This window comes from Gilliamella sp. W8126 (assembly GCF_016102185.1).
GTDB classification, from domain to species: Bacteria; Pseudomonadota; Gammaproteobacteria; order Enterobacterales; family Orbaceae; genus Gilliamella; species Gilliamella apis_A.
In genome coordinates, this window is the sequence record NZ_JACFPE010000001.1 from 311,154 (window position 1) to 329,966 (window position 18,813).

At 32.9% G+C, this 18,813-nt stretch carries 17 protein-coding genes; 12 read left to right on the top strand and 5 right to left on the bottom strand.

The genetic code is table 11. The features are described from left to right. Position 1 precedes the first annotated feature (1 nt). From H3S74_RS01370 to H3S74_RS01380, 3 genes are all read right to left on the bottom strand, one after another. Positions 2-187, bottom strand: coding sequence for a YpfN family protein (locus H3S74_RS01370; protein ID WP_198199464.1), 186 nt, complete (start codon positions 185-187; stop codon positions 2-4). A 103-nt stretch (positions 188-290) separates the two neighbouring features. Next, positions 291-1,430: a succinyl-diaminopimelate desuccinylase gene (dapE, locus tag H3S74_RS01375; protein WP_198247016.1), complete on the bottom strand. Its 1,140-nt coding sequence runs from the start codon at positions 1,428-1,430 to the stop codon at positions 291-293. Between the two features lie 19 nt (positions 1,431-1,449). Beyond that, positions 1,450-1,800: an ArsC family reductase gene (locus H3S74_RS01380; protein ID WP_198247017.1), complete on the bottom strand. Its 351-nt coding sequence runs from the start codon at positions 1,798-1,800 to the stop codon at positions 1,450-1,452. 649 nt (positions 1,801-2,449) lie between these two features. On the opposite strand from H3S74_RS01380, the gene H3S74_RS01385 reads away from it, so the two are divergent. The 4 genes from H3S74_RS01385 (at position 2,450) to mltG (ending at position 6,978) form a co-directional block, all read left to right on the top strand. Next, positions 2,450-3,721: a hypothetical protein gene (locus H3S74_RS01385; RefSeq protein WP_198221694.1), complete on the top strand. Its 1,272-nt coding sequence runs from the start codon at positions 2,450-2,452 to the stop codon at positions 3,719-3,721. A 364-nt stretch (positions 3,722-4,085) separates the two neighbouring features. Then, positions 4,086-4,655, top strand: coding sequence for a hypothetical protein (locus H3S74_RS01390; protein WP_198247018.1), 570 nt, complete (start codon positions 4,086-4,088; stop codon positions 4,653-4,655). 214 nt (positions 4,656-4,869) lie between these two features. Further along, the gene (gene alr / locus H3S74_RS01395) at positions 4,870-5,955 is read left to right on the top strand and encodes an alanine racemase (RefSeq protein WP_198247019.1); all 1,086 of its coding nucleotides are present in this window, start codon (positions 4,870-4,872) and stop codon (positions 5,953-5,955) included. 3 nt (positions 5,956-5,958) lie between these two features. Further along, entirely contained in the window at positions 5,959-6,978 is a 1,020-nt protein-coding gene (gene mltG / locus H3S74_RS01400) for an endolytic transglycosylase MltG (RefSeq protein WP_198199486.1), read from the top strand. 53 nt (positions 6,979-7,031) lie between these two features. Here the strand turns inward: mltG and ampD are convergent, their stop codons facing one another. Next, complete coding sequence (gene ampD / locus H3S74_RS01405) at positions 7,032-7,904, bottom strand: 1,6-anhydro-N-acetylmuramyl-L-alanine amidase AmpD (protein WP_198247020.1); 873 nt, start codon at positions 7,902-7,904, stop codon at positions 7,032-7,034. 185 nt (positions 7,905-8,089) lie between these two features. Here ampD and ppdD point away from each other — a divergent pair, with 185 nt between their 5' ends. From ppdD to H3S74_RS01430, 5 genes are all read left to right on the top strand, one after another. Further along, complete coding sequence (ppdD, locus tag H3S74_RS01410; RefSeq protein ID WP_198221684.1) at positions 8,090-8,521, top strand: prepilin peptidase-dependent pilin; 432 nt, start codon at positions 8,090-8,092, stop codon at positions 8,519-8,521. Between the two features lie 32 nt (positions 8,522-8,553). Then, complete coding sequence (locus H3S74_RS01415) at positions 8,554-9,660, top strand: ATPase, T2SS/T4P/T4SS family (RefSeq protein WP_198221681.1); 1,107 nt, start codon at positions 8,554-8,556, stop codon at positions 9,658-9,660. A gap of 21 nt (positions 9,661-9,681) precedes the next feature. Then, complete coding sequence (locus H3S74_RS01420) at positions 9,682-10,857, top strand: type II secretion system F family protein (protein WP_198247021.1); 1,176 nt, start codon at positions 9,682-9,684, stop codon at positions 10,855-10,857. Beyond that, positions 10,857-11,600 (top strand): A24 family peptidase, encoded by a 744-nt coding sequence (locus tag H3S74_RS01425; RefSeq protein WP_198247022.1) that lies wholly within the window; start codon positions 10,857-10,859, stop codon positions 11,598-11,600. Before H3S74_RS01420 ends, H3S74_RS01425 begins: the two co-directional genes overlap by 1 nt. A gap of 197 nt (positions 11,601-11,797) precedes the next feature. Further along, positions 11,798-12,964, top strand: coding sequence for a M20 aminoacylase family protein (locus H3S74_RS01430; RefSeq protein WP_198247023.1), 1,167 nt, complete (start codon positions 11,798-11,800; stop codon positions 12,962-12,964). 59 nt (positions 12,965-13,023) lie between these two features. Here H3S74_RS01430 and ygfZ read toward each other — a convergent pair whose 3' ends face one another. Beyond that, positions 13,024-13,899, bottom strand: coding sequence for a tRNA-modifying protein YgfZ (gene ygfZ, locus H3S74_RS01435; protein ID WP_198247024.1), 876 nt, complete (start codon positions 13,897-13,899; stop codon positions 13,024-13,026). Positions 13,900-14,215: 316 nt separating this feature from the next. Here ygfZ and ilvI point away from each other — a divergent pair, with 316 nt between their 5' ends. The 3 genes from ilvI to H3S74_RS01450 all read left to right on the top strand — a co-directional run bounded on the left by ilvI (position 14,216) and on the right by H3S74_RS01450 (position 18,753). Then, the gene (ilvI, locus tag H3S74_RS01440; RefSeq protein ID WP_198247025.1) at positions 14,216-15,934 is read left to right on the top strand and encodes an acetolactate synthase 3 large subunit; all 1,719 of its coding nucleotides are present in this window, start codon (positions 14,216-14,218) and stop codon (positions 15,932-15,934) included. Next, positions 15,934-16,428: an acetolactate synthase small subunit gene (gene ilvN, locus H3S74_RS01445; protein WP_198247026.1), complete on the top strand. Its 495-nt coding sequence runs from the start codon at positions 15,934-15,936 to the stop codon at positions 16,426-16,428. The genes ilvI and ilvN overlap by 1 nt, the downstream gene beginning before the upstream one ends. A 153-nt stretch (positions 16,429-16,581) precedes the next feature. After that, positions 16,582-18,753 carry an IgaA/UmoB family intracellular growth attenuator gene (locus H3S74_RS01450; protein ID WP_198247027.1) on the top strand — a complete coding sequence of 724 codons (2,172 nt, stop codon included), beginning with the start codon at positions 16,582-16,584 and terminating at the stop codon, positions 18,751-18,753. The last annotated feature ends 60 nt before the right edge of the window (positions 18,754-18,813 follow it).

Here is an 18,813-nt window from a genome sequence, read left to right on the forward strand (position 1 = left end):
ACTAGTTTTGCTTAGGTTGAGATGGCCAGTCGTCATCTTCATTATCACTATAAGGGATAGGTTTTATCCCTTTCTTTTTTTCTAAATAGTCCTTATAACTCAGTTTATTTAGCGCTTTAATGGTATTAATAAAAATTCCAATCAACACGATAATAATTAGCCACCAGTAATCTTTAAGCCACTCCATTACTATCTCCTTAGCATTATAGGTTTGCTACTATTTAGCTAATATGTGTGTATTGTCATTCAGGTTCACACAACACACAAATATCAATTAACTGAGCAAATATTTAAGCAAGTAACAATTTTTCTAAAATATCGATATAAATAGCTTGTAATGTAATGATATCTTGGCAATTAACATTTTCATTTACTTTATGAATGGTTTTGTTAATTACTCCAAATTCAATGACTTGACATCCCAATTTAGCAATAAAACGGCCGTCAGATGTGCCGCCACTGGTTGATAGTTTGGTATCAATCTGTGTAAATGCTTTGATGGCACTAGCTGTAGCGTCGGTCAGTTCACCTTGAGGAGTTAAGAATGGTTGTCCAGACAATCGCCAATTTAAGGTATAATTTAAGTTGTGTTTTTGTAAAATAGCATCGACTTTAGATTTAATCATTTCATCGGTCAATTCACTACTATAACGGAAGTTGAATTGAACGGATAACTCACCAGGTACGACATTTTCAGCACCAGTTCCACCATTAATGTTAGCCACTTGCATAGTGGTTTGAGGGAAATATTGATTACCATTATCCCACACTGTTGCGACTAACTCATTTAGTGCTGGTGCAAATCTATGTACAGGATTATCTGCAAGGTGAGGATAAGCAACATGGCCTTGAATACCATGCACGACTAAATTTGCCGTTAAAGAGCCTCGTCGACCATTTTTAATTTGATCGCCGAACACACTATCACTTGATGGTTCACCGACAATACAATAGTCAATATGTTCTTGGCGTTTTATCAATAAATCAACTACTTTAACAGTACCATCGCTGGCATCAGCTTCTTCGTCTGAAGTAATTAAGAAAGCAACTCGTCCAGCATGTTCAGGGTATTTTTTGACAAATGATTCAGCAGCACAAACCATAGCAGCTACACCACTTTTCATATCTGCAGCTCCACGACCATACAATATGCCATTTTTATCAATAGTTGGCTCAAAAGGAGGGGAGTTCCATTTACTTTCATCTCCAGCCGGTACAACATCAGTATGACCGGCAAACATCAAGGTTTTTCCTGTTGAGTCACCATGATAGGCCCAGAGGTTTTTGGTATTGCCGATATTGACTTCTTCAATAACAAAACCGAGTGGTTTTAAACGATCGATAATTATCTGTTGGCAATTTTTGTCATCAGGGCTTATTGATTTTTCAGCAATCAATGCTTTGGTTAGGGCAATAACGGGTTCAGTCATGGTGATCTCGATTTTATTGTTAAGGTTTAACAAATTGTGAATAGCTTTCTTCAGAAAAGCCTAATAATGCTTGTTTACCATCAATAAGCAATGGTCGTTTTAAAATTGATGGGTTGGCTAACATAATTTTAATTGCAGCATCTTGATTATCAATTTGATCGCGCAGTGCTTCATCCAGTTTACGCCAAGTTGTACCTCGAGTATTTAGTAAACTTTGCCAATCAACTAATTTTAATAAATCGTTTAATAGTTCTGCTGATAAACCATCAGTTTTATAATTATGAAATTGATAATTAATTTGATGCTCATCAAGCCAAGTAAATGCTTTTTTCATGGTATTACAATTTTTAATGCCATAAATAATATACATAGCTTTATTCCCAAATAAGAAATAGTAAAAATCAATTATAACAGTTAATCACAAAAGACAGCAAACAAGAGACGCGAGAGTTTAATTTAAAAACGGTTAACTTTTTAATCAAAAAAGTTGAGGAAAGGGGTTTTTATGGACGAATAATTGCCAATTTTCTATCTTTTTGAAGATGTTTTCATTTAATTTAAAGCTTTTTCTTTAATCGACTAGATGTAGTATTGCCATTTTCAACTTACATATCTTAACAAAATGTACTTAGACAGTGTTTGCCAAATTAAGGGAACTTCTTTATAATTTTAAAGTTATTATTTTGTTTTTTAAATAAAACAAAAAGATATATTACAAAGGATTGAAAATATGTTAAAATACAGTTGTTTAGAGGCCAGCCAGCCAGCCAGCCAGCCAGCCAGCCAGCCAGCCAGCCAGCCAGCCAGCCAGCCAGCCAGCCAGCCAGCCAGCCAGCCATAATTTTCTACTTAGCTTAGTAGAAAAATTACACTTATTAAGTCTTATCTATCCTCGACTATTTCTAAATTTAACTAATTATTTTTCTTCAAATTTAATCAGTTTACAATCGCAAATCGCTAGGTGTTTGCTTATTTTTTCAATGTATTTTATCTCACTACCCCTTAGTCAAGCATATGCTTTGTCGGCACATACAACTAATATTATCCGAGGTAATGCTCCCGAATTGGTTAATGCTAAAATAGCTGCAGATAAACATGGTTTTACAGTAAATGGTGTATTTTATAGTGAATCAACAGGCAATATAAGAGAAGGTGAAATAAAAGAGTTTGATGGCAATTTAACCTTTAATCATTTTGTTGTAAAGCTATTTAGTTATCAATCATTAGACAATCAAAAGAATTATCAAGATGTAGATGGAGATAATATCGATCCTATTCAACCGTTTTTGATGACAACAACTTATTGGCAATGGTTTGATGCGAATGGGGTTAAAATACCCGATAAAGATAAAAATAAGATAATTGGTTGTGGAAGTGGTTATCCAATGCCGTTAAGATTAGAGATAAGCAATCAAGCACAAGCCATTTCACAATATGGAATACCACGAGAAAGTGATTTCGTGACAATAAAGAAAGTATACCAAATTGCTGCAAAACCGCAAATTTGTTATGCCAAACCTAACTCAACTATTATATCACCAGAAATGCAATGGTTAACCAATAACCAAGATAATGATTTTAGTTTTGATAGCAATAAGAATTGGTGGAATATAAAAAAAGATTCTAAACCTCATGTAAGAAATGGTGGAGGATATACTAGTGATTATGTACCTGATTATGGATATAAGGTCACTAACACTTTAACTGGAAAATTATTTCCAACTAGTGGATTTCCCGGTGCAAAATTTCAGTTACTTATGAGCGGAGCGCAGCGTGATTATAGTTATAGTATAGTGGCTAATCCTGGAAATAATGTTTCAATTGATGCAATGGGTTTTATTACATTAAAAGATAAACCATTGGGAAAAGTTACGGTTAGAGCAACATATAAGAAAAACACTTCAATTAAACTTGACTATAGTTTTGATCCAAGAAGTAATTGGGTTATACCTTATAATTGGTCATATAATTGGACCAATGCGTCTAACTATTGCAGATTACTAACTCGAAAAGAATTTACCAATTCTCCTAGAAATCAAGCTCCACAAAATTGGTTATACGAATATAATGCATTTACTCGAGCCATTGATGGTACAATATTAGGTGAATGGGGACCAATAAGCCCAAAAAATTATCCTCAATCAAATTGGGCAGATCAATTATATTGGACTTCAGAATATTGGGGGGCTCTTTCTGGAGATAACTCAGCTCATTTTAGGATAGGTTTATATCTTGGCGACGTCGGAGTTGGAGTTGATACAAATGCACATTATGTTATTTGTAAAGGTTGATTTGCTGAAATATCATAGAGTTCATTAATTTGATGAAATTGGATATTGAGATAATACAAGAATATGAATGGAATTATTATTTAAGTAATTGGTAAAAGTTCTAATATGATAGGTTGTGTTAAATAGTTTTTTATTTGAAGCATCGAAGTATGGTGATAAATATTGGTAATAAAAATATAAATTGAAAAAAGTTATGTTTGAAATATTAACCATTAAAAAACATATAAAATAAATTTATTTATTAAAAATAATATGTTTAATGAATTCTGTTCGCAAGCGCAAAGCGCCCGCGAACAGTAATTTTTAGTACCGGCGAAGTAGCGCATAGCGATACACCGCCGAAAAATTTGAGTAAAAAACAGACATGTTTATAGAAGAAAAATTAATTATATCCCAACGACATAATTATTTAAGTTTAATTGAAGAAGGTATCTTTTTTAGAGCCTATAATCAATCAGCGTATATTTTAAGTCAATATTATCATCAAGAATTAAAAGTTATAACCAATATGGTTAAAAAACTTAATAATCAACAGATAGTTTTTTGTGCGTTCCCTAAAATGCAAATTAAGCAGAGATTACCCCATGCAGTTAAAACAGAGTGGGGTTATGAATTAAAGGGAAATTTTGAATTATCTAATTATCAAGATTGGTTTGAGCAGATATTAAGTTTAGATTCAGATTCAAAATATATAAAAAATATTAACAAGAAAAATGCTAATCACGATGGAAATTCTCTAAAAAAACAAGAAAAAATATTACAGCGACAGTTAACTAGCGCGATGAATGATAGTTTGGCAAGCCCTATATTTTATAATATTCAGCTAACCCAACAACAATTGAAATTTTTACACAAATGGCAAAGAGGAAATTGTTTGCCAATTATCATGGAAAATTTTATAGAAAGTATCAAACAACAATTACAAAAAAATTAGTTTATAACTTTTATCAAAATTTTGCGGGATAAAGATTTTTGGGTTGAAAATTATCAATATTTAACAATATATTACTTATTATTATCACGAAATCAATTTTTTATTATCATTCAATTTATTCAAACAAAATCTTGTAAATTACCGATTTTTTAATTGTGATTATTGGTAACAAATTTTACAATAGAAGCTTCATTTATATGTTAGGTTTTATAAAATGTCTATTGCTGTTGTAGAAGTGAATTGTAAATCGATTATACATAATATTGAATTTTTTAGGGAAAAATCTCCCGATAGCACATTAATGGCTGTAGTCAAAGCAAATGCTTATGGTCACGGTATGGAAGATGTAGCTAAGTTAGTTGAGGATAGGGTTGACTGTTTTGGCGTTGCACGTATTTCTGAAGCGATAGCGTTACGTCAATCCGGTATTCGCAGTTCCATTGTACTTTTAGAAGGCTTTTTTCCTCACGATGATATTAATGATTTACTGGATTTCAATCTACAACCAGTCATTCATTCTAGTTGGCAAATTGATGCATTATATACCATTCCGTTTGCAAATGAAATCACAGCTTGGTTCAAAATTGATACAGGTATGCATCGCTTAGGCTTTCATCTTGATGAGGCTGTAACAGAATTTAATCGATTAGCCAACTGTAATGTTATTCGTCAACCAATCAATATTATTAGCCATTTTAGTAGTGCTGATGAATTAAGTTCAACACAAACCAATAAACAAATGACCCTGTTTGATGAGTTTATTCATTCTCTTGATGCGAATTTAGTGGGTAGCCAGCAATCAATAGCTGCATCAGGTGGTATACTCGCCTGGCCTAATTCTCATCGTAATATGATTCGACTTGGTATTGCTTTATATGGAGTTTCACCTTTTACTGAGCAAGTGATAGATCTTGAACCAGCTATGACACTTAAATCGGAATTAATCACGGTTCGTAAACATCTGAAAGGGCAATCAGTTGGTTATGGACAAACTTGGACTAGTAAAAGTGACACCATTTTAGGTGTTGTGGCAATGGGATATGGTGATGGGTATCCTCGAGGTATTCCAGCAAATACACCGGTAAGTGTTAACGGGCGAATTGTACCTATTGTTGGTCGTGTTTCAATGGATATGATTGTGGTAGATTTAGGTCAAAATAGCCAAGACAAACCGGGAGATGAAGTTATTTTTTGGGGCAAAGAGTTACCTATTGAACAAATTGCCAAGCACACAGGAATTAGTGCTTATGAGTTATTAACGCGCTTAACTGCACGCGCAAAAATTCGTTATAAAGATTAAGTTATGATTAAAAAATTATTTATATACACATTTCTGGCGTTAGTTTTAATTGGTGGTGGTTCACTAGGTATTGGTTACTATTTTTTACAGCAGTTTTCTCAACAACATATGAATATCACTACGGATAATCAAATGTTTGTATTAAAAAAAGGAACCTCATTACATCAATTAGTTGAGCAAGTAAAGAGTAGTAATTTGATGCAACAAGCTTACTTGCTTCCGTATTTATATAAACTCGATCCTTCATTAAGCTCTATTAAAGCTGGTACTTATCAATTGCATCCTCATATGACAGTTGAAGAGTTTTTAAAATTACTTGTCTCTGGTAAAGAAAGTAGTTTTTATGTGCAATTTGTTGAAGGAAAGCGAGCAAAAGATTGGTTAAATGTGCTTAGTAACACGCCTTATATTCAGCAAACATTAACGGGTAAGTCTCATGATGAAATTGCCAAGTTGTTAGGCATTGATGGCCCATTAGAAGGTTGGTTATCACCTGATACTTATCAATATACAGCTGATAGTCTTGATATCAATATTTTGAAACGTGCATATTTAACTATGAAGACGAATCTACAAAAAGTATGGGACAATCGTGATAGTGATCTACCTTATAAATCCCCTTATGAATTGTTGATTATTGCTTCAATTATTGAAAAAGAGACTGGAATCAGTTCAGAACGAGCAAACGTTGCCTCTGTTTTTGTTAACCGCTTAAAAGCTAATATGAAGTTACAAACGGATCCAACCATTATTTACGGTTTGGGTGAGAATTATACAGGAACGATTAGGCGTATTGATTTGACTGATACTAATAATCCTTATAATACCTATGTAATTGAAGGCTTGCCACCGACACCGATTGCTATGCCTAGTTTGGCATCGCTTGAAGCGGCAGCTCATCCGGCAAAAACCAAATATCTGTTTTTTGTTGCTAATGGAACCGGTGGGCATACGTTCAGTAGTACTTATAGCAACCATCAGCAAGCGGTGAATGAATATCGCCGACTTATGAATAATAATTAATTTATTTTATACTACAGCCACATTTTTGTGGCTGTTTTTTTGATAAAATACCCTCAGTCATTCACTCTTTGGTTAGTTGATAATTCATCAAGTTGTTTTATCAATGCTAATAAGTCATTAACATTTATTTCTTGCTGTTTAAATGCTTCTTCAAAATAAGGATGAAGGGCAAATTTTGGTAATTCAGCATTAGCATCAATCAACGCTTGCATTCGAGGGATAAATATCCACTGTAACCATTCATAAGGTTGCATGGTATCAAGCGCAAATGGTTGTTCACTCAAGAACGCCTCTGCTACTGGTGGCGAAGGTTGCCAAAGTGTCAATCTTTGTAATTCATCTCTAATCAATCTTAATTGAGTAGTTATTAAATCTATTTGTTTATGATGATTAATTAGTGATCGATAATACTGCCAATCAAAATAAGGTCCTGGATCTGTTTTCCTTGTTGGGGCAATATCACTATGGCCAGTAATATGTTTAATTGGATAGGTTTGTTGTAGTAATTTGGTTACTATGGCTAGTTGTTGATATTGTATTTCGGTAAAGTTTTCAGTATCGCAACCTTCCATTTCAATACCAATTGAGAAATCATTACAATTTTCCTTGCCTGCAAAAATAGATTTGCCTGCATGCCAGGCCCGTTTATCAAAAGGGACAAATTGAATAATTTCACCATCACGTCTTATAAACAAATGGCTTGATACCTGTAATTGATAAATTTCAGCAAAATAGGGGTGCGCGTTTGGGTCTAATTTACCTGTAAAGAGTTGTTCAACATAAGGACCGCCATATTGCTTAGGTGGTAGGCTAATATTATGAATAACCAGTAATGAGATGGGTTGATCTTCTGGACGGTCATTATAATAAGGCGATTTTATTTGCTTAATATTTTTAATCCAACCATCAACAATTTTTAAAGGCATAATAGCTCCGATACATTTAGATTTGCTCTATATTTCGATCTGTTTCACAATTTTGATTACCACCATGATGATTGTGGTGATCATTTTGTATTTCAAGTTCTAAAATTCTCTCTGTATATTATTTCATTTTTTGAATTAGCTATAAAGTCACACTATCAAACAATTATTTGATTTGTGAGGCTATTATGCAATGCCAATCTGGATTTACTCTATTTGAATTAATGATCGCTATTGTCGTAATAGCAATTTTAACTGCTATCGGTTTACCTGCTTATCAAGGTTATATAAAAAAAGCAGCCTTAACCGATATGCTGCAATCAATGACTGCATATAAAACAGCAATTGAAATTTGCACTATAGAGCAAGGCGCTTTAAGCAAATGTAGCAGTGGTAATAACGGTGTACCAACGACGAGAACGACCAATTATGTGACGTCAATTAATGTCTCTAATGGGGTGATAACTTTAGTAGGTAAAAGCGCTTTATCAAGTTTAACAGTAACTTTAACACCTATTTTAAATGCTAAATTAGGTAATTTAGATTGGTCAAGAACATGTCAAACCAATCCACCAGATCCAACTTTAACTACAGCTTGTGAAGATATTTTTAAATTTTAATTGTGATTAATATTGCTAATAGGATAACCGCTATGCAAGAAGAGAATCTCGTCGAAAGCCTCGACAAATTATTGCTTTCAGCATTGGATAAGCGGGCATCTGATATTCATTTTGAGCCTTATCAACATTATTATCGAATTCGCATGAGAATTGATGGCGTTTTGCAAAATATGCTAACACCGTCGTTAATGTTAGCTAAACAGATTGCAGCTAGACTAAAGATTATGGCCAATTTAAATATTGCTCAACAACGGCTTCCGCAAGATGGTCAACTAGTGATCAATAATTATGCAATGCGTATAGCTACTTTGCCTGTCCTCAATGGTGAAAAGATTGTATTACGAGTTATGGATAATCATGACTCCGAACTGAGTATCGATGATTTAGGATTAACAGGGGAAGATCTATTAACCTTCAAGCAAATATTGGATTATCCGCAAGGCTTGATTTTGGTAACAGGGCCGACAGGCAGTGGCAAAACTATGACGTTATATAGTGCTTTAAAACGGTTAAATAAACCTAAATGTAATATTTGTAGTGTTGAAGATCCGATCGAAATTCCATTAGATGGTATTAATCAAACTGCAGTTAATCTTAAGGCTGGTTTAAGTTTTTCTGTGATATTACGAGCCTTTTTGCGTCAAGATCCTGATGTGATGATGATTGGTGAAATTCGTGATCCTGAAACAGCTGAGATTGCAATTCAAGCAGCGCAAACTGGGCATTTAGTGTTATCAACCCTACACACTAATTCTAGTATTGAGGCTATCATCCGTTTAAATCAAATGGGTATTAAAAATTACCTGTTATCATCCAGTTTAAAACTAGTCATTGCTCAACGATTAGTTCGTAAATTGTGCCAATATTGTAAAGTGGTAGCTAGTGAGCTTACATTGATAAATAACGAACCTTCACCACATTTTATCGCCATGGGCTGTGAAAAATGTGTGGGTGGTTATTTAGGGCGGATAGGCTTATATGAACTGTTAATTATCACACCACAAGTACAACAGCAGATTTTAACCAACCAACCGATTGTTTCAAAAAATATGGTAACACTTAGGCAAGTAGGTAATAAGCTTGTTCGACAAGGCATTACTACACTGGCGGAATTAAATCGTGTTTTAGGTAATAATTGAGTGATAGTTTGGAGATAATGCATGAAGCGACTCTATTATTGGTATGATATTAATTTTCATCAAAATAAGATTATTGCCATATCTAAGCAAGATGTGCGAAGAAAATTGTTATTAGAAGGCCAACTTGCGATTAAAATTGATTCCGGTAACTTAATTACCTCAAAAAGTTTTAAACTTAGCGAACTGCTCATTATAACTAAACAGTTAGCCACAATGTTAAAAGCTGGATTATCAATTGTAGAGAGCTTACGATTACTGATTGATGAGCAACCTAAAGTGCAATGGCAATATCTGTTAACCGATATTAGTCAACAGATAACCAAAGGTGAATCACTATCGATTGCTTTAAAACAGCATCATTCAGTATTTTCGGAGCTTTATTGTGAAATTATTGCCATTGGTGAATTGACCGGAAGATTAGAAGAGAGTTTTGAACAATTAACCTGTCATCTTGAAAGATCATTATCAATACAAGATCAGATTAAGAAAGCGCTGCGTTATCCATTGTTTTTATTATTTGTATCGGTACTAGTGATTATGGTTATGATATTTATTGTACTACCAAAATTTGCCGATATTTATCAAAGTTTTGATGCCGAGTTACCTTATTTTACACAACTAGTGATTGATATAACCAATAATGTTAAACAAGAGGGATTATTTATACTATTAGCTATTACGTTATGTTATTTGTTTTTTTATTATGTTGTTATAGTACGTTATCAGCTTATTATAGATAAGTATAAACTAAAGCTTCCTTTAATTGGTCCAATAATCCAATCTCAATGTCTAATGCAAATTTTTCATACATTAGCAATAACTCAGCAAGCAGGTATCCCACTTTTGACAGGATTAACCGCCTCGTCTAAAACTATAAGTAATTTTTATTACCGTAATATCATCAAGCAAATTATGACGGGGATTGAACAGGGGAATAGCTTTAGTCAAATGTTAGCTAGCTATCCCGCTTTACCGAAGCTTTGTGTGCAACTAGTTCATGCCGGTGAAGAGTCTGGTTCATTAGATATTATGTTGGATAATATTACTCTTTACTATCAACAACAAAATCAAACTTTAACTGACAATCTAGTCAAAGCATTTGAACCTTCATTAATGCTAATTTTAGCTACAATAATCGGCAGTTTGATTATTGCGATATATTTGCCAATATTCCAAATGGCGGACGTGATCAGTTAATGGCAATACTCTTTTTTTGCGTCGGACTTGCTATTGGTAGTTTTTTGCGAGTCGCTTATTATCGTTATTTACCTATGCAGTCTTTATATGAATATTTGTTAGCTATTACTATTCCTCGCTCCTCATGCCAGAATTGTCATCACAAACTTAGTGCTTGGCAGCTAATTCCTGTATTGTCATGGTTGATGTTAAAAAGACGTTGTTATTATTGTTACCATAAAATAGCCAATAGTTATGTTATTTTTGAGCTAACTATAGCAATATTATTTTTGCTGATTTATTTGGATAAGGGGCTAAATTTTAGATGTGCTTTACTTATGTTACTTGTCGTTATTTTTTTGTTGTTAGCACTAATTGATATTAACTACTTATTATTGCCAGATTTTTTAACTCAACCATTAATGTGGAGTGGATTGATAATAGCTTACTTTAATCTATCTTCACTTAATATCAACGATGCTCTAGTAGGTATTTTGTTTGGTTATTTAATGCTTAAATTACCGGCAATCATCTTTTTTTGTATTACAAGTAAACAAGGATTAGGTGGTGGTGATATAAAGTTAATTGCTGCTTTAGGTGCGTGGTTGCCTTATCAGTTATTGCCATTAATGTTAATCATCGCATCGACGTTGGCTATCATCTATTACGCTTTCTCAAAATATCTATTTAAAAAAAGTGATGAATTAATCGCTTTTGGTCCCTTTTTATTAATCTCAGGGTATTTTATTCTCTACTTAAATTGAACAATTTTTTTGTTTCTATCTTAAATGATTTTAAATAGTTATTTTCTTATTGGTTTGTGATTTTGTTGTCAAACTTTACTTATAACTAAAAACGATAAGGTTAGTAAAAATGGTTATTTATATTCACTTTCAATAAACGTTATAGTGCAATTAACTCTTTCAGATTTGTAGTTAAGTGATTAATTAAGGAATGATCAATGACGAATATTATTGCTAATAGAATTAACGCATTAAAAGATGAAATGACTGAATGGCGTCATTATATTCATGCTCATCCAGAAACTGCTTTTGAAGAAAAACAAACTACCGAGTTTATTACCGAAAAATTAAAATCATTTGGTATTACTGAACTATATACAGATTTTGCGCCAACAGGAGTAGTAGGCATTATTCATGGTAAAAATGAAGGTCGAACTATTGCATTACGTGCCGATATAGATGCATTAGATATTATTGAAGAAAATGATATTGATTACTGTTCAACTATTCCAGGCAAAATGCATGCCTGCGGTCATGATGGCCATACGGCAACTTTATTAGGTGTAGCAAAATACTTAAGCATCCATCGAGATTTTTCTGGTACAGTTGTGGTTATTTTCCAACCGGCTGAAGAAAACGAAGGTGGTGGCAGAGTTATGGTTGAAAATGGTTTATTTAATAAATTTCCTATTGAAGCTGTTTATGGTATGCATAATCAACCTAATCTAGCATTAAACCATTTTTTAATTAATCATGGTGCTGTGATGGCATCTTATGATGTTTTTGAAATCAAAATAACAGGGGTGGGTGCTCATGCTGCCGCACCACATTTAGGCAAAGAAACGATTTTAACTGCCACCACAATTGTGAATAGTTTACAGACGATTGTTAGTCGTAATCTCAATCCGATTGATTCATTGGTTATCAGTGTGACACAGATTCACAGCGGCGATACTTGGAATGTACTGCCACAACACGCAGTAATTCGTGGTACAGTTAGAGCATTAAGTGCTGCAGATCAAGATTTAGCAGAAGAGCGAATTAAACATATTTCGACAGGTATTGCTTTAACCTTCAATACCAAAGCAGAGATTGATTATCAGCGACGTTATCCAGCAACCATTAATCATGCTAAACAAGCTGATATTGCCGTTAAAGCTGCACAAAAAATTGTCGGTGATGATAAGATTATTGTGGATTCACCTCCAACAATGGGATCAGAAGATTTTGCCTTCATGTTGCAAAAAATACCTGGATCTTATATTAAAATTGGTGCAGGTGAAGGCACAAATGTTCATAATCCTTCATATAATTTTAATGATGAAATTCTAACAACCGGTGCGCACTATTTTATCGAAATTGTTCAGCAAGAATTAGGACAGTGAATTTCAATCAGCTGGAATAGATTTATTCCAGCTTAATTAATATTATTGGTTCAGAACCATTAGAAATTTAACAGACTATCTGATTGGCCCTTAACACGGAAGTTTGTTTCAATATCAATGCCATTGGCTAAAACGACTTGTACATAGATTTCATCATCTTCGTCAAGTTTTAATGCAGCTAATACTTGACCTCCTTCTCGCCAATTACCGTCAAGTTCATATTCAAGTTTGTCACCAATTATTGGCAAAGCTTTGCTTTTTCCAACTAACAGATAAAGTCCACGGTTATTTGCGCCTCGAAATTGTGCTCTAGCTACCATCTCTTGTCCACAATAACAGCCTTTATCAAAACTGATAGCATTATAATGCTGTAAGTTACAAGCTTGTGGTAAAAGACTTTCAATATTTGGTTCATCAATAATCGCATAACCAGCTTCTAAATCAAGTTTTAACCAATGATCTGCAGTTTGTGAGTCGGTTGGTAATGGTTCATTCGAGACTTTTATCAGCCGCATTTCAGGTAATGGGATTTTGATATAAGTTATATCATCTTTGGTAATGCAACTATTGTCACCAAGCTCCGCAATAATTGATTGTTCAATGGCATTATTTTCTAAGCCAATTAGACTAAGATCTACAACGGGTTCAATTGTCACTTTTGAAAAAACGGCATATTTTTTTAGAGCAGCAATTTGTTTTTCAGCAACCGTTTTACGCACAATATAAAAAATATCTGCTCCTCGTTGAAATAATATTAAATTACTCCACATCCGTCCTTTTGCATCACAATGTGCTGCAAATAATGCTGTATGTTCATTAAGATGATTAATATCAGCAGTCACTTGTCCTTGTAAAAATGTACGATTGTCAGTACCTGATACTTTGACTAATTGCCAATCAGATAGGGAAGTTGGTTTACAATAAGAATTGTTCATTAAAAACACCTTTTTAATATAAAGGACTCTAGTACAAAATGACTAGCATAAGTCATGCATAAAAAAACAAACAAAAAATAATAATAAATAACTCTTAATAATCATAAGGATATCATTTATCATCAATTAAAAATTGACATTAATCCAATTAAAATCGATTAATAGAATATTTACAAGTTATTTCTTTCAAAAATGAGGCCTAGTATCCAAAAATAATAAGTATACCGCACATATTATTGACTTTATTGATTTTCTGTATTAGTTCATGCAAAATAAATTAAAAATGACAAATTAGTTATAAATGGAGGCAACAACCATGGCAAAACTGTCAGGCGCAGAAATGGTCATTCAGTCACTGATTGATCAGGGAGTTAAGCAGATATTTGGTTATCCAGGTGGTAGTGTTTTGGATATCTATGATGCAATTCATACCTTAGGTGGTATTGAACATATTTTAGTTCGTCACGAGCAAGCTGCAGTACATATGGCTGATGGTTATGCCAGAGCAACTGGTGATGTTGGTGTGGTACTTGTTACTTCAGGTCCAGGGGCAACTAATACTATTACAGGTATCGCAACGGCCTATATGGATTCCGTGCCAATGGTAATTTTATCTGGCCAAGTAGCGAGTAATTTAATTGGTAATGATGCCTTCCAAGAGTGTGATATGGTTGGAATTTCGCGCCCAATTGTCAAACATAGTTTTTTAATTAAAGATAGTAAAGATATTCCAGAAACAATCAAAAAAGCGTTTTATATTGCCTCTACTGGGCGCCCTGGACCAGTTGTTATTGATTTGCCGAAGGATATTGTTAATCCAGCTAACAAATATAATTATAATTATCCAAAATCAGTGACAATGCGATCTTATAATCCAACGACACAAGGGCATAAAGGGCAAATTAAAAAAGCCTTAACTACTTTATTAGCAGCTAAAAAACCTGTGTTATATATTGGTGGTGGGGTAATTAGTGCTGACGCTAGTAATGTGGTTAAATCACTAGCTGATAAACTCAATCTACCGGTGACTTCAACATTAATGGGCATTAGTGCTTTTCCCGGAACCGATAAAAAATATTTAGGCATGATTGGTATGCATGGTGTCTATGAAGCCAATATGGCAATGCATAATGCTGATGTTATTTTTGCTATTGGTGTTCGTTTTGACGATAGAACGACCAACAATATTGAAAAATATTGTCCAAAAGCCAAAATTATTCATATTGATATTGATCCAACGTCTATATCGAAAACCGTATCGGCAACTATTCCAGTGGTTGGTGATGCAAAACAAGTTGTTGAAACAATGTTAACACAACTTAAAGATCTTAGTGTTCAACGTGATCTAGATGCATTAGTTGATTGGTGGAAACAGATTGAACATTGGCGAGCTCGTAAATGCCTTGCTTATCGTCATGAAGGTGAAAGTATTAAGCCACAAGAAGCCATTGAGGTTTTATATAAATTAACTAAAGGTGATGCTTATATTGCAACCGATGTCGGACAACATCAAATGTTTACTGCACTTTACTACCCATTTGATAAACCTCGTCACTTTATTACTTCTGGCGGTCTTGGCACTATGGGCTTTGGTTTACCTGCTGCATTGGGAGTTAAATTAGCATTTCCTAAAAAACATGTAGTTTGCGTAACCGGTGATGGTAGTATTCAGATGAATATTCAAGAGCTTTCAACTGCTTTGCAATATGGTTTACCTGTTATCGTTTTAAATCTTAACAACCGTTTTTTAGGCATGGTTAAACAATGGCAAGATATGATATATGCTGGCCGTCATTCATCATCTTATATGGAATCATTACCTGATTTTGCCAAAATTGCCGAAGCTTATGGTCATGTTGGTATGGTGATTAATAAACGAGAAGATCTGGAACCTAAACTGAAAAAAGCGCTTTCGATAAAAGATCGTTTAGTTTTTATTGATGTCATGACTGATGCGACAGAACATGTTTATCCAATGCAAATTCGCGGTGGTGCAATGAATGAGATGTGGCTTAGTAAAACGGAGAGAACCTAATGCGTTATATATTATCAATTTTAACTGAAAATGAACCAGGTGCATTGTCACGAATTATTGGTTTATTTTCACAGCGTGGGTTTAATATTGAATCCATTACTACAGCACAAACTGAAGATCCAACAATGAGTCGAATGACAATTCAAACATCTGGTGATGAACATGTGCTCGAACAGATCCAAAAGCAACTACATAAATTAGTTAATGTTTATCGTGTTAATGATCTCACTGAAGGTCCACACGTTGAACGAGAAATCATGCTAGTTAAAGTTGTAGCTAAAAATTCTGATGCACGTGATGAAGTTAAACGTTGTGCTGATATCTTTAGAGGTTCGATTGTTGATGTGACAGCAACTCATTATATTGTCCAATTATCAGGTACTAGTGAAAAATTAGAGTCATTCTTAGCTTCAATTCGTGAAACCTGCAATATAGTTGAAATTGTTCGTTCAGGGATCATTGGTTTATCTCGCAGCGAAAAAACGGTTAAATAAATGATCTTCTAAATAAAATAAAAGGCGCATTAAGCGCCTTTTTTTAAATATATAATAATATTAAATAAATTTTGAAAAAATATTGGATAAATATCAAACAAATGATATAGTTGTCGATTTTTTAACATTCGCGATATTATAGGGAAATAAAGAATGTTGGATGCATTATTTTGGATCGTGATGATATTTAATATCTTCTCCGGTGTAATTGTGTTTGCATTTATACTCATTTTCATTTTTGGTTACTTTGCTGTAAGACGTGATCGCAAAAATCTTAAAAAAAATAAGAAAAAAATAAAAGATTTTATTGCAAAACGTGAGTCATATAGAGATTTAACTAATGAAGAATTAAAACTATTAGAACCTTTTACAAGCCATAAAATATCTGTTCGACCTTATAAACTCCAACCGTTAATTGATTGCAAAGTATCGATAATAAAAGGTGCTTGTATTCGTAATATGGTAATCACCGAAGACAACAAAAATCGTTATTACTATGAAATTAATAATATCAATCTTTTCTTTCCGTATGATTTAGATATGTATCTTTCAAAATATAATGTTGTTGAAGTTGTTTTTACGAACACATATGCATATGTAGTTAATGTCAACAATTGTGGTATTCAGTTTGCTTTTGACAATTATGATCCTAATAGAATAAAAACGACTAATGTTCCAAAATCAGAGACAGCTCCTAAGAATGCTGATTTCGCTTCAGTAAATAATGACGTAAAAGTTGATTATAAAACTTTGTCTACACGTGAAGAAACACCATTGGAATTAAAATCTCGCAATCTAAGCAACTATGGCATATTAACTTCATTTTGTTTATTATTTGCAACTATTCTTTTTATTCGTGAATGGTTAGCTGAAAATGATCAAATATTATCTACTCTGATCAAAATTATAATATGTTTTGTTGTAGCTGTATTTTTTGCTTTGCATAAATCTAAGCTAAAATCAAAACCACAACAAGTGAAAACCATTAAGGTTAATACTTTCAATAAAAATTCTAAATCTCACACCTTAATTGTCGATCATAAAACGAATATAGGTTATCCAAAGTATTGGTCACGTTTTCTACCTGAAGTATCAAAAACAACCACCGAAATGGACATCAGAGGTAATATTAATACATTACTGCGTTGTGGGAATATTTTATCAATTCATCGGGAAGTACAACAATTCGGACCACCAAAATTTGTTTTTCGCAATAACGCTTTATTTTTTCTAGGGTTAATATTGGCAATCGTCTTCTATATTTTTTCTAATCCAATTAACAATAGTTTTTTAGCTTATCGATATTACAGCCATCAATTACAAAATTGGCAAATCAATGATTTAACCAGCTTAAATAATAGTGATATTAAGCGAGGGGATCTTATTAACATCTCTATCAACGGTACTTCATGTGATATTAAAGAGAGAAATAAAAATATTGACACTAAATGTCATCACTTGGCTATCAAGGATAAGCCACTGGGAAATGAGGATAATCAATTTATGCTTTTGTTTAATACTATAAACAAAGTATTTGATGAAAAATTCATTGATGCAGTGATAGATCCAAATACGCTCCGAATGCTAGTTTATAAAGGTGAATCTTATTTAAGTTTGAAAAATATGGGACAGATGGTTATTGATATTGATAAAATTTGTAACATCCTTGAAATTGAATGTGAAACGGTTAAATATAAATTAATTCAATTATATACTAATAAAGGAAATTATGATGAAACAGAATGGACTAAATTAGTTACTGAAGCTGAACTTAATCCAAATTTTTCAAAATCAATAGAAATATCAAAAATTAAAGAATTTATCCCTTATATTGATAAGATTAAAAAAGATATTTTATATGAATTGAAAAATGTTGTTTATAATTATCAATTTAATGGCTTAGGAGTTGAAATTGTATTAATAGAAAATAGTTATATTCAAATAGCTCAATCAGATAGTATTGAAAATGCATCTTCTAAGGAAGATTTGAAATTATCATTAGATTATTACTATAAAATTTTAACTAATGAAGCTAATGCAAATGATGCAATTAATTTGATTGGACTAGTAGGCGATATTAGCTATCGCGAAGATGGTAGCATTTCACAACTTAAGCTTAATGTTAAAGATTATTATAAGGTTGATTCAGAAAAACTATTTTCATTAACGTCGCCAGTTATTATTGATATTATTATGTTCATTATTATGGCAGCAGTAGCATTAATTAATGGGACCACACTACTTTATAAAATTATATTTAATCAACGTCGTATTAAACTAATCACCAAATATTATTCGGATAGAGTAGTACATTACTATGGCTAGACATTAATAACGACAGGATTAAATTTTCATTTTTTGTTATAAAAATAATCAATAATTTCA

What these genes read in the sequence shown, in the direction of transcription:
- H3S74_RS01430 (WP_198247023.1), top strand. Translation starts at nt 11,798, where the DNA reads ATGACGAATATTATTGCTAATAGAATTAACGCATTAAAAGATGAAATG.
- ilvI (WP_198247025.1), top strand. Translation starts at nt 14,216, where the DNA reads ATGGCAAAACTGTCAGGCGCAGAAATGGTCATTCAGTCACTGATTGAT.
- ygfZ (WP_198247024.1), bottom strand. Translation starts at nt 13,899, where the DNA reads ATGAACAATTCTTATTGTAAACCAACTTCCCTATCTGATTGGCAATTA.
- alr (WP_198247019.1), top strand. Translation starts at nt 4,870, where the DNA reads ATGTCTATTGCTGTTGTAGAAGTGAATTGTAAATCGATTATACATAAT.
- H3S74_RS01420 (WP_198247021.1), top strand. Translation starts at nt 9,682, where the DNA reads ATGAAGCGACTCTATTATTGGTATGATATTAATTTTCATCAAAATAAG.
- H3S74_RS01450 (WP_198247027.1), top strand. Translation starts at nt 16,582, where the DNA reads ATGTTGGATGCATTATTTTGGATCGTGATGATATTTAATATCTTCTCC.
- H3S74_RS01425 (WP_198247022.1), top strand. Translation starts at nt 10,857, where the DNA reads ATGGCAATACTCTTTTTTTGCGTCGGACTTGCTATTGGTAGTTTTTTG.
- ilvN (WP_198247026.1), top strand. Translation starts at nt 15,934, where the DNA reads ATGCGTTATATATTATCAATTTTAACTGAAAATGAACCAGGTGCATTG.
- H3S74_RS01415 (WP_198221681.1), top strand. Translation starts at nt 8,554, where the DNA reads ATGCAAGAAGAGAATCTCGTCGAAAGCCTCGACAAATTATTGCTTTCA.
- dapE (WP_198247016.1), bottom strand. Translation starts at nt 1,430, where the DNA reads ATGACTGAACCCGTTATTGCCCTAACCAAAGCATTGATTGCTGAAAAA.
- H3S74_RS01380 (WP_198247017.1), bottom strand. Translation starts at nt 1,800, where the DNA reads ATGTATATTATTTATGGCATTAAAAATTGTAATACCATGAAAAAAGCA.
- ppdD (WP_198221684.1), top strand. Translation starts at nt 8,090, where the DNA reads ATGCAATGCCAATCTGGATTTACTCTATTTGAATTAATGATCGCTATT.
- mltG (WP_198199486.1), top strand. Translation starts at nt 5,959, where the DNA reads ATGATTAAAAAATTATTTATATACACATTTCTGGCGTTAGTTTTAATT.
- ampD (WP_198247020.1), bottom strand. Translation starts at nt 7,904, where the DNA reads ATGCCTTTAAAAATTGTTGATGGTTGGATTAAAAATATTAAGCAAATA.
- H3S74_RS01390 (WP_198247018.1), top strand. Translation starts at nt 4,086, where the DNA reads ATGTTTATAGAAGAAAAATTAATTATATCCCAACGACATAATTATTTA.
- H3S74_RS01370 (WP_198199464.1), bottom strand. Translation starts at nt 187, where the DNA reads ATGGAGTGGCTTAAAGATTACTGGTGGCTAATTATTATCGTGTTGATT.